This is a genomic window from Nocardiopsis sp. EMB25, assembly GCF_026797795.1.
GTDB lineage: Bacteria > Actinomycetota > Actinomycetes > Streptosporangiales > Streptosporangiaceae > Nocardiopsis > Nocardiopsis lucentensis.
In genome coordinates this window covers 5199120-5209887 of record NZ_JAMTDN010000001.1, presented here as the reverse complement: position 1 = coordinate 5209887, position 10768 = coordinate 5199120, and the positions used below count along the sequence as shown (strand labels likewise).

Below are 10768 nucleotides of genomic sequence, written 5' to 3'. Positions count from 1 at the left end.
AAGCGGTCAGGCCCGTGGCCCAGGTGCGACCGTGAGGCTCTTCAGGCCGCGAAACGTCGGACTGGCCTTCCAGTCGAACCGGTCGGAGGGGGTGACGATCGACAGGTCGGCGCAGCGGCGGATGAGGGTGTCGAAGGCGACCTCGGCTTCGAGCCGTGCGAGGTGCTTACCGATGCAGTTGTGGATGCCCCCGCCGAACGCGAGGTGCTCTCCTCGCGGTGCGGTGACGTCGAGGGCGTCCGGGTCGTCGAAGCGCGCGCCGTCCCGGTTGGCCGCGGCGAAGGAGAGGAAGACGATGGAGCCCGCCGGGAGTTCCACCCCGCCCACCTCGACCGGCTCGGTCACGTAGCGGTAGAGCGAGAGGTTGAACGGTGACTGGTGGCGGAGCAGCTCCTCGACGGCTCCGGGCACCAGGGAGGGATCCGCCCACAGACGCCGTTTCTGCTCCGGGTCGCGTTCGAGGGTGAGCAGACCCGTCACGATGAGGTTGGCGCTCGTCTCGTATCCGGCCGCCAGCAGGGCGTAGGCCTGCGCCACGGCTTCCCGGTCGTCGAGCGACGCGGCCAGCTGTGTGAGGACGTCGTCTTCCGGGTCGTCGCGTCGGGCACGGATCAGCTCGCTCAGGTAGGACACCATACGGTCGGCGTCACGGCGCAGCGCCTCCGGTTCCGCGGCGCCCGTGATGGTCTGCACCCACGAGTTGAACCGGCTCCGGTCGCCGCGGGGGACACCCAACGTGTCGCAGATGACCGAGACGGAGTACGGGAGGGCGAAGTCCCGCACGAGGTCGAAGCTGTCCTCTCCAACGAGGGCGTCGAGGGCCTCGTCGGCCGCCCGGCGCATGTCGTCACGCTTCGCCGCGACCGCACGGGCGGTGAAGATCGTGTTGAGCGGCTTGCGCAGTCGGGTGTGCTTGGGCGGGTCGTTGTTCGCCATGTTGTCGTACAGCAGCGAGGCTCGGCCCCGGTCGCCCGCGGCGCCCTGTTCCTGGCCCGCGTTGGCCGCGAACAGGGGCATGGCCTCGTCGATGCTCTTGCGGAACCTCGGGTCGCGCAAGACGAAGGTGACGTCCTCGTACGACGTCACGAGCCACGCCTTGAGCCCCGGCGGGAGGTAGGCCATCCCGGTCTTCAGGACCACGGGCGTCGGCGTGTTACCGGAGTCCCTGATGGTCCGGTAGACGGGGTAGGGGTCGGCGTAGAACTCCTCGTCGAGTTCGATCGGGCAGCCGCCGCGCGGCGTGCCGTTCGGTTCTCTCACGTCACACCATCGGTTTCTGTGGGGTGGGGTGGGGTGCTGCCGTCGGGCAGCGCGTCGGGGCCTGCCGGCCCCGGCCGAGGCGGGTCAGGGGCGGCCGAGAACCAGGGAGACGTTGTGCCCCCCGAAGCCGAAGGAGTTGACGAGGGCACAGTCCCAGTGGCCGGTGCGGGCGGTACCGGTGACGACGTCGCAGTCGACCTCGGGATCGAGGTCCCGCAGGTTGCGGGTGGGCGGCACCGTTCCGTCGCGCAGCGAGAGGATCGCGGCGACGGCTCCCAGCGCGCCCGAGGCCCCGAGGAGGTGTCCGGTCATGGACTTGGTGGCGGTGACCACGGGGTGGGTTCCCAGCGCGGAGGTGATGGCGTCGGCCTCCGCCACGTCACCCTGCGGTGTCGAGGTCGCGTGGGCGTGCACGACGCCCACGTCGGTCGGGCTCAGGTCGGCGGTGCGCAGGGACTGCCGTATGGCGCGGACCTGGCCCGGCGTGTCCGAGGCGGTGATGTGGGACGCGCTGGCGCTGAGGCCCGCACCGAGCAGTCGGCCGTGGGGTGTCGTCACCCCCCGGGCACGGGCGTGCTCGGCCCGTTCCAGAACGACGATCGCGGCGCCCTCCCCGAGGACGAAGCCGTTGCGGCCGGTGTCGAAGGGGCGGCAGGCGAGTTCCGGAGTGGCGTTGTCGGTCGACAGTGCCATCATGCGGGCGAAGGCGGCCAGCGTGAGTGGATAGATGCTGGCTTCGACGCCACCGGCGATGACCATGTCGGCACGGTCGGAGCGGATGAGATCGAGGCCGAGCGCGAGCGCCTCTGCGCCCGAGGCGCAGGCGCTCACCGGGGAGTGCACTCCGGCGAGGGCGCCGAACTCCATGCTGACCCAGGCGGCGGGCCCGTTGGCCATCAGCATGGGCACGGTGTGGGGGGATACCCGCCGGGGTCCGGAGGTCATCAGGGTCTGGTTCTGGTCAAGCAGCGAACCGATGCCGCCGATGCCGGTGCCGATCACCACCGCCAGGCGCTCGGGGTCCACCTCGGGGCGTTCGGCGTCGTCCCAGGCGTCGCGTGCGGTCGCCAACGCCATCTGCTCGCAGCGGTCGAGCCGACGGGCCTCCGTGCGCTCCAGCGCCTCGGCGGGGTCGGTGGGCAGCTGGGCCGCGATGCGCACGGGAAGTGTCTGTGCCCAGCTCTGTTCGAGAGGGGAGACACCGTTCTCGGCTGCGCGCATCGCCGACCAGGTCGTGGTGGCGTCGGCGCCGAGCGGAGTCATGGCGCCCAGACCCGTTGCCCAGACGTCAGTAGTGCTTGACTGCATGGCTGGGGACTTTAGCCAACCTACTAGTAGGTACGCAATCCCTTGTTTGGGTGGTTTGTGGTGGTTTGGGGTGTTTTTCCACGTGAATCTGACCAACTTGTCGGATGAATCTCCTGGCCAAGCAAACTAATGAGTTGGTTTTGATCCGCTATGCTCTCGGCATGTCCTTGAGCAGCCGCTCGGAACACACGCGAGCCCGCCTGCTTGCGGCCGCACGCTCGGAGTTCGCCGCGCACGGCATGAGCGGAGCCCGTGTCGACCGCATCGCCCTCCACGCCGGGATCAACAAGGAGCGCATCTACAGTCACTTCGGCAGCAAGGCGGACCTGTTCACCGCGGTGGTCGCGCAGGCCCTGAGCGAGCACGCGGCCAAGGTCGGCCCTCCCTGCGGCGACCTGGGAGAGTACGCGGGACGGATCTTCGACTTCCATCGGGACAACCCCGAGATGACGAGGTTGATGATGTGGGAGGCCCTGCACTACGGCAGCGACCTCCTGCCCGACGAACAGCTCCGGAGCGGGCACTACGCGCGCAAGGCCGCGGCCCTGGCCGAGGCGACCGGAGCACCCCTGGACGACGAGGCGGCCGCGGCCACCTTCCTGGCGGTCGTCGGCATCGCCGTCTGGCCGCTGGCCTTTCCCCAGATGACGCGCCTGATCCTGGGCCGCGGTCCGGAAGGCGTGCCGGACACGCGCTCCTACGTCGTCGCCGTGGCCCGCACCCTCCCGGAACTGGACAAGCGAACGGAATAGACCAGGCGGGGGCACCGCCCCGACGTTGTCGCGGGACGGCCGAAGACCGTTCCAGCTTCTCCGCGCGGGCGTACGGAAAACGCCGGAGCAGGGTCCGAGACTTTCAACCCAGGCGACCTATGGTTACGGAGAGTAGCCGAGTTGTGCCCTGGGGTGTCTCGTGCCCGCCGCGGTCCGCTGACGCTCCTGACATTCCGTCCAGCGATCACTCCCCCGGGAGTCGGGGTTCGCGTGCGCACGGGCCCGCTCCCGGCCGGAGCACCCGAGATCATTCCGGAGGAACGACATGAGCCTGTCCAGGCGCTCCCTCCTGCTCGCGGGCGCGGGGGCCGTCGCGCTCGGCGCGGGACTGCCCGGCACCGCCACCGCGGCGGGTCCGTTCCAGCGGCGGCGACCGGCCCTGAGCCCGTTCGTGCGCCAGGACGTGGCCACGCTCTTCGATCCCGTGACCGGCGACTGGCATCCACGGCTGTACTGGTACGCCAGGGCGGTCGGCTGGATGAAACAGCGGGACGGCACACCGGACCGGCACGACTCCTGGCTGTTCCAGTGGTACACCCACGGCAAGCCCACGCCACAGCGGGACGGAGATCCGCCCGAGTGGCGTCAGTGCCCGCACGGCGACCGGTACTTCCTTCCCTGGCACCGCTGGTACCTCTACTACTTCGAACGCATCGTCCGGCGCGTCATCGTGGAGGACCTGGGCCAGTGGGACCAGTTCGACTGGGCACTCCCCTACTGGAACTACGCCCACCGGGAGCCCGGCGACGGCTCCGAGAAGTACCGCAGGGTCCCGCTCCCCTTCCGGCAGCGGACCATGCGCGGCCCTGACGGCCGGGAGGAGGAGAACCCGCTCTACCTCCCCCCGTACGACACCGAAGGGCGGTGCCGGGGCGCCGAGCCTCTGACTCCGACCGAGGTGGACCCGAGCGAGGCGATGGCCCAAACGTGCTTCTGGCCGCCCGAGGACACCCCCGGCGCTTCCTCCGGCTTCTCCCGGGCGTTCGAGCACCGGCCGCACGACATCGTGCACGGTACGGTCGGCGGCCTGATGGGAGCCGTCCCCACGGCCGCCGGGGATCCGGTGTTCTGGCTGCACCACTGCAACATCGACCGCCTGTGGTACGCCTGGATGGCGGCCGACCCCTCACACACGTCGCCGACCGGCTGGCGGTGGCCGGCGGTACGCCCCAAACACGGCCCCCAGGACGACGAACCCTTCCTGCTGCGCGACGCGGACGGGAGCCGGCACGTTCTGGAGGGCGACGTGTTCGCATTCCCCGACCACGCGTACGAGTACGACTCGCTGACCGACGGCACCGGCACGGACACGTCGAACTTCGCGCCGTTCGTCGTCCCACCCGGGCAGACGGACGAGCTGGCCGCGACCACCGAGGAGGAGACGCGCCTGGCGGCCCGGAACATCGTCACCCTCACCCCCGCGCCGGGCGGCGCGGAGGCGCTCCAGACGACCACGACGGGCGATGGCGGCGACGAGCGGGTCCTACTCACCTTCGAGGGCGTACGGGCCACCCGGCAGCCCTGCTCTCCCTTCAGCGTCTTGCTCGGCGGCGACCGGTCCGGCACCGACCCGGACGGCCCCGCCTTCGTGGGTCTGCTGGCCTTCTTCGACAACGTCGGGGACGAGCCGCATCCGGAAGGCCGGACGTTCAGCTTCGACGTGACCGAGAAGCTGCGCGAGCTGGAGGACACGTCCGCCTGGGCGACCGGGGACGAGGTGCCGACGGTCCGTGTGGTGGCCGACCGACCGGAGGCGTTGGCCGCGGACTCCGACCCGCGGTTCGCTCGGGCCACGCTCACGGTGGTCTGACCTCCCGGCCCGGTGCCGGTCCGGTTCGGGGACACATGGTGTTGGGTGACGATGGTGCGGACGAACGAAACGGTTCGTCACCTTCGCTCCCCCTCCGTTCCCGAGGAGAACACCCGTGCCCCACCAGGACCGGCAACACGTGACGGACGACCGTTCCCACCTGCGGGCCGACTGCGCGAACTGTTTCGGTCTGTGCTGTGTCGCCCTGCCCTTCTCCGCCTCCGCCGACTTCCCGGTCGACAAGGACGCCGGGCAGCCGTGCACCAACCTCCAGGAGGACTTCCGCTGCGGTGTCCACGCGCGGCTGCGGGAGAAGGGTTTCTCGGGCTGCACCGTCTTCGACTGCTTCGGGGCCGGGCAGAAGGTCTCCCGGGTCACCTTCGACGGACGGGACTGGCGAGCCCGCCCCGAGACGGCACGGCGGATGTTCGACGTGTTCGGCGTCATGCGCCAACTCCACGAACTGCTCTGGTACCTCACCGAGGCGCTCGCCCTTCCCGCGGCGCACTCCCTCCACGGGGACCTGCGCCGGGTACGGGACCACGTCGACCACCTCAGCCAGGGCCGCGCCGAGCGACTCGCGGACGTGGACGTCACAGCGGTTCGCGGCGAGGTGGGCGATCTGCTGTCACGTGCCAGCGCGTTGGTGCGCGATGAGGCGTCCGGCCGTACGGAGAACCACCGGGGAGCCGATCTGATCGGGGCGGATCTGCGCGGTGCCGACCTGCGGGGCGCCACCCTGCGCGGCGCCTACCTCATCGCCGCCGACCTCCGCCGCGCCGATCTGAGGAGGACCGACGTCCTCGGGGCGGATCTGCGCGACGCCGACCTGCGGGGCGCCGACCTGACCGGAAGCCTCTTCCTCACACAGCCGCAGGTGAACGCGGCCAGGGGCGACGCCGCCACCAGGCTGCCCCCGGGGCTCGTCCGGCCCTCACACTGGGGCACCGGTCGAGCCGCCGAGGGGTAGGGCGGACCCGGTGAGTTCGAGGCGGACCTCGTCGAACCCGACACCCGCGCTCAGGACGTCCCGGGCCTTGAGGGAACGCACGCCGACGGGGCGCCGCGCCCCTACCGGCGCAGATCCAGCACGCGCTTTCCGCGGGCGTGGCCGGTCTCGACCGCCCGGTGGGCCTCCTGGACCTCCACCAGCGGGTAGACCCGCTCGACGACCGGGCGCAGCTCACCGCGGTCCACGTGTCCGGCCAATGCCTCCATGTCGCTCCTCCGTGGCCGGGAGATGACGACACGGACGCCGGGACCCGGGAGCAGCCGGGACCACAGGGCGTAGGGGAAGGCCTTGACGGCGATCGTGGCGGCCCGGCCGCCGGGGAGCAGGAGCCGACGGTACCGGCGCAGGGCGGCGCCGTGGCAGTCCAGGAGCGCGTCGAACTCCCGCCCCGACGCGTCCGCCCCAGTCGAGGCGTAGTCGATGACCCGGTCGGCGCCAAGCTCACGGCAGAGGTCGGCGTTGCGCGCGCTGGCCACGGCCGTGACACTCGCCCCCATGGCTCGGCCGAGCTGGACCGCGGTGCCGCCGACTCCTCCGCTGGCGCCCACCACGAGGAGCCGCTGCCCGGACCGCAGGCGCAGCTTGTCCCGCAGAGCCTCCAGGGCGGTGGTCCCGACCGTGGGCAGCGCCGCCGCCGACACGGAGTCGACGGACGCGGGCGCCGCCGCCACCTGCTCGCGCCGCGCGAGGAGGTAATCGGCGGCGGCACCGGTTTCGTGCCCGTGGGTGCCGAGGTAGCCCCACACCCTCTGCCCGGGCCGGAGGTCGGTGGCTCCGGGACCGACCTCGGCCACCTCACCCGCGTAGTCCATGCCGGTACCGCGCGGGAACCGGCCCAAACGCGTCCGGCGGCTGGCGACGTCGGCGGGGTTGACGCTGGCCGCGTGCACGCGGACGAGTACCTGACCGCTGGTCGGCGCGGGGATGGGAACGTCGCGGATCCGGAGCACCTCCGGCCCTCCGGGCCCGTCGAACTGAACCGCCCGCATCGTGGTGTCGGCCATGGCGATGCCTCTCCTGCCTGGGTGGGGCGGGCACACGGACGGAACCGGAGACCGCGGACGACATCGTACAGACGTCCGCCTCCGCGTTCGGGGGCGTCTCCCGTGTGTTCCTCACCATCCGGTGCGCAGCAGATGGTTGACCAGGAGGGCGGCCGCGGCCTGGAGGGCGAGCCACACGCGGCGGTCGCGGTGCGGCAGCAGGGCGGCGGCGGGAACGAGCCACACGAGGAAGGGCAGCCAGATGCGCTCCGTCTCACCCTTGCTCATGCCCGACAGGTCGGCGACGGAGATCGCGCAGAACGCGGCCGCCACGAGGAGGACCACCACGCCGGTGTCCGACCCGGTGGCCGGTCGCGGTAGGGAGCGCACCTCTCCCGGCAGCAGGGAGAGCACCCGCCGCAGCCCCGCCGCGGAGGCGATCCCGGCCGCGAGTACGGCGTTGGCCAGATTGGCCCAGACCCAGTAGCCGTACGGCCGGACGGCCGCCACTCCCTGGTAGTAGCGTTCCACCACCAGGCGGTACCCCTCCCACCACCAGAACCCCGCCACCGTGAAGGCCGCGGCCACGGACAGCGCCCCCACGACGGCGAGGGGCAGGGGTCGGGCGGTGCGCGCGCACACCAGGACGGCCACCGCGGGGATCGCGAGCAGGACCAGCCCGTAGGACAGGTACACCGTCCACCCCAGCAGGAGTCCGGCCGTGAGCGCCGCCGCCCGGGGCGCCCGGGCGCCCGGAGCCGCCGCCACCGCGAGCAGGGCCAGACCCCACGCCGCCACCGCGGCGAAGTAGCCGTCGGCCGACGCGCCCACCCAGACCGCTCCGGGGAACAGCACCAGGAACGGGGCCGCGGACCGCGCCGCGCGCTCGGCCCCGAGCGCGCGGAGGGCGACGAGGACGGCCGCGGCGGCCGACCCCCCGACCACGACGCACCAGATCCCCGCCCAGGCGCCGCCGCCGAGCCCGACCCGGTCCAGGGCGACGAACGTGAGGATCGCCCCGGGGGGATGCCCGGCGACGTGTGTGGGCCAGTTGTCGGGCTGCCCGACGAGGATGTGCCCGGTGAACCCGCGCAGCGCCGCGCCCACGTCACCGAAGCGGTCGACCGACGCCGGGTACTCGTAGGGGGACTCCAGCGGCTCCGTGAAGCCGCGCCAACCGTCGACGAGGGCGAGGGACAGCGTCCACGCCACGGACGCCGCCCACACGGCCGCCACCAGGCCGCGCCAGGGGAGGGCCCGCGCCAGGTGGGTGCCGTAGAGGACCGCCACCACGGCCAGCGCGGTCGCGGGAACGGTTCCCGGCCCCGTGTGCGGGAGCCAGGAGGCGTAGAGCGGCGGCCAGCCCACGTGCAGGGTGCCGTCGGCGCGCTCGATGGAGGTTCCGACGACCGCGGCCGCCCCGACGAGCAGGAGGGCGGCGACCGCGGTGAGCGCGTCGAGCCCACGTCCGGCACGTTCGTCGCCGACGGCCTCGCGAACGTGTCTCTGGTAGCCGCGCGGTTTCACATCGTCACTTTAGGTCACAGTCCCGGTGGGGCCACGGTGTCGGCCGGAGTGTCGCCGATGACAGGAGAACGCCTGTTCAGAGCGCGTTTCACTGCTAGGGCGCGGGGACCGGCCGACCTAGCATGATCGCGGGCGCGGCCCGGCACGACGAGGGACCGAGGAAGGCGCACATGGACGAGGGCACCGATCGGACCGACGCCTCCGGCTCCACGGCGGCCGGGGGCTCGGGGCGGGAGCGCGGGGTGCGGGCGTTCCTGCGCGACGGGCCGCCCGTCGGCCCCACACGCCCGGGCTTCTGGCGCAGTCCTGCCCGTGGCCCCTGGACGACGTCGGTGCTGGGCGCGGTCCTGCTCGTCGGAATCACGGTCGTCACGGTCACCGGGCTGCTGTCGTACGCCTCGTACAACCCCGACCTGTCCCCGGTCAACGACAAGACGCCGGGCAAGGGCCTGCTCGGGTTCTACCTCTTCCCCTGGCCCACTGATCCGCACTGGCTCTACCGGCTCACCCAAGGACTCCACGTCACCCTGGGCATCGTGCTGGTGCCGGTCCTGCTGGCGAAGCTCTGGTCGGTCATCCCCCTCTTCTTCGCCTGGCCCCCGGTCCGCTCCGCGGCCCACGCCCTGGAACGGCTGTCGCTGCTCTGCCTCGTGGGCGGGGCCCTGTTCGTCTTCGCCACCGGGGTGCTGAACGTCCAGCTCGAGTACGTCTTCCCCGGATCCTTCTACGTCCTGCACTTCTACGGTTCGTGGGTGTTCCTCGGGGGGTTCGCCGTCCACCTCGCCACCAAGGTGCCGATCATGGTCCGGACGTTGCGCGAAGGCCGCTGGAACGCCCCACCGCCCGGGTCGGGAGAGGGCCCCGGCGGAGAATCGTCCGACGGGTCCGGGCTCGTCAGTCCGAACCCCGCGCCCCCGACCATCTCGCGCGCCGGCGTCCTGGGCGTGGTGGGGCTGGGGTCGCTGACGTTGTTCGCGGTGACCGCGGGGCAGAGCATCGGCGGACCGCTGCGGGCGACCGCCCTGCTGGCTCCGCGGGGCAGGCTCTCCGGTGACGGCCCCAACGACTTCCCCGTCAACACCACCGCGGCCCGGGCCCGTGTCGGTGAGGGCGACGTCGGTGACGGCTGGCGGCTGACCGTGCGCGGTCCGACGGCGCAGACCGCTCTCACCAGGGCGGAGCTGCTCGCCCTCTCCCAGCACCGTGCCGCGCTGCCGATCGCGTGCGTGGAGGGATGGTCGACCGAGGACCAGGAGTGGTCCGGGGTCCGTCTCGCCGACCTGGCCGACCTGGTCGGGGCCACGGGGCCCGTCGGCGTGTTCGTGGAGTCCGTCCAGCGCACGGGGAGCTTCACCCGCGTCGCGCTGCGCGCGAACCAGGTCGGCGACCCCCGCTCGCTGCTGGCGCTGCGCGTCAACGGCGCGGACCTCTCCCTCGACCACGGGTATCCGGCCCGCGTCATCGTTCCGGCCGCCCCCGGCGTGCACAACACCAAGTGGGTCGGACGCCTCACCTTCGGGGAGGCGTGATGGCCGCCCTGCGCCGCTGGTACGGGGCCCCGGTGTGGCACCTCCTGCTCATGATCGGGGCCTTCGCCCTCATCGGCTACGCGGGGGCGCGGCTCCTGGCCGGCGACGCCCTCGGCGTGGCGGTGTGGTTCGTCGGCGCCGCCGTCCTCCACGACCTGGTGTTCCTCCCCTGTTACACCCTGATCGACCGCGCCTGGCAGGGCGTGGCCGGACGGCTGACGCGGAGGAGGCGGGCCGCGGAGGGCGGCGGCGGGAGACGGAACCGACTCATCAACCACGTGCGCGTGCCCGCGGTCGTCTCGGCACTGCTGTTCGTGGTCTACTTCCCGCTGATCCTCGGCCCCTCGGACTCCTATCTGTCCAAGAGCGGGCTTCCCGGCCACCCGTTCGCCGGACGCTGGCTGCTGGTCTGCGCCTTCTTGTTCGCCGCCTCCGCAGCGCTGGGAGCGGTGCGGTACACACGTGGTTCCGTCGCGGACCGCTCGGACTGAGGCCCCGCCGTACCCGGCGACACCCCTCCCGTCGCCCCGTCCCGCCCGGAGCGCAGAGCCGCGAAACGGCGCCCC

The 10768-nt window shown here is 72.2% G+C and carries 9 protein-coding genes; 5 read left to right on the top strand and 4 right to left on the bottom strand.

Features of this window, described 5'->3' with window-relative positions; genetic code table 11:
• Positions 1-6 precede the first annotated feature (6 nt).
• Both KIK06_RS23050 and KIK06_RS23045 read right to left on the bottom strand, forming a co-directional pair.
• Positions 7-1260 (bottom strand): cytochrome P450 family protein, encoded by a 1254-nt coding sequence (locus KIK06_RS23050; RefSeq protein ID WP_268645054.1) that lies wholly within the window; start codon positions 1258-1260, stop codon positions 7-9.
• Between the two features lie 84 nt (positions 1261-1344).
• Positions 1345-2568 carry a beta-ketoacyl-[acyl-carrier-protein] synthase family protein gene (locus KIK06_RS23045; protein WP_026127700.1) on the bottom strand — a complete coding sequence of 408 codons (1224 nt, stop codon included), beginning with the start codon at positions 2566-2568 and terminating at the stop codon, positions 1345-1347.
• 161 nt (positions 2569-2729) lie between these two features.
• Here KIK06_RS23045 and KIK06_RS23040 point away from each other — a divergent pair, with 161 nt between their 5' ends.
• The 3 genes from KIK06_RS23040 (at position 2730) to KIK06_RS23030 (ending at position 6121) form a co-directional block, all read left to right on the top strand.
• On the top strand, positions 2730-3320 hold the full coding sequence (locus tag KIK06_RS23040) for a TetR/AcrR family transcriptional regulator (protein WP_017599098.1): 591 nt from the start codon (positions 2730-2732) through the stop codon (positions 3318-3320).
• Positions 3321-3606: 286 nt separating this feature from the next.
• Positions 3607-5151, top strand: coding sequence for a tyrosinase family protein (locus KIK06_RS23035; protein ID WP_268645053.1), 1545 nt, complete (start codon positions 3607-3609; stop codon positions 5149-5151).
• A gap of 115 nt (positions 5152-5266) precedes the next feature.
• Entirely contained in the window at positions 5267-6121 is an 855-nt protein-coding gene (locus KIK06_RS23030) for a pentapeptide repeat-containing protein (protein ID WP_268645052.1), read from the top strand.
• 101 nt (positions 6122-6222) lie between these two features.
• Here the strand turns inward: KIK06_RS23030 and KIK06_RS23025 are convergent, their stop codons facing one another.
• Together KIK06_RS23025 and KIK06_RS23020 are read right to left on the bottom strand one after the other, a co-directional pair.
• Positions 6223-7167 carry an NAD(P)-dependent alcohol dehydrogenase gene (locus tag KIK06_RS23025; protein ID WP_268645051.1) on the bottom strand — a complete coding sequence of 315 codons (945 nt, stop codon included), beginning with the start codon at positions 7165-7167 and terminating at the stop codon, positions 6223-6225.
• Between the two features lie 111 nt (positions 7168-7278).
• Positions 7279-8673 carry a hypothetical protein gene (locus KIK06_RS23020; protein ID WP_268645050.1) on the bottom strand — a complete coding sequence of 465 codons (1395 nt, stop codon included), beginning with the start codon at positions 8671-8673 and terminating at the stop codon, positions 7279-7281.
• Positions 8674-8843: 170 nt separating this feature from the next.
• On the opposite strand from KIK06_RS23020, the gene KIK06_RS23015 reads away from it, so the two are divergent.
• Both KIK06_RS23015 and KIK06_RS23010 read left to right on the top strand, forming a co-directional pair.
• Complete coding sequence (locus KIK06_RS23015; protein ID WP_268645049.1) at positions 8844-10202, top strand: molybdopterin-dependent oxidoreductase; 1359 nt, start codon at positions 8844-8846, stop codon at positions 10200-10202.
• Complete coding sequence (locus tag KIK06_RS23010) at positions 10202-10693, top strand: hypothetical protein (RefSeq protein ID WP_268645048.1); 492 nt, start codon at positions 10202-10204, stop codon at positions 10691-10693. Before KIK06_RS23015 ends, KIK06_RS23010 begins: the two co-directional genes overlap by 1 nt.
• The last annotated feature ends 75 nt before the right edge of the window (positions 10694-10768 follow it).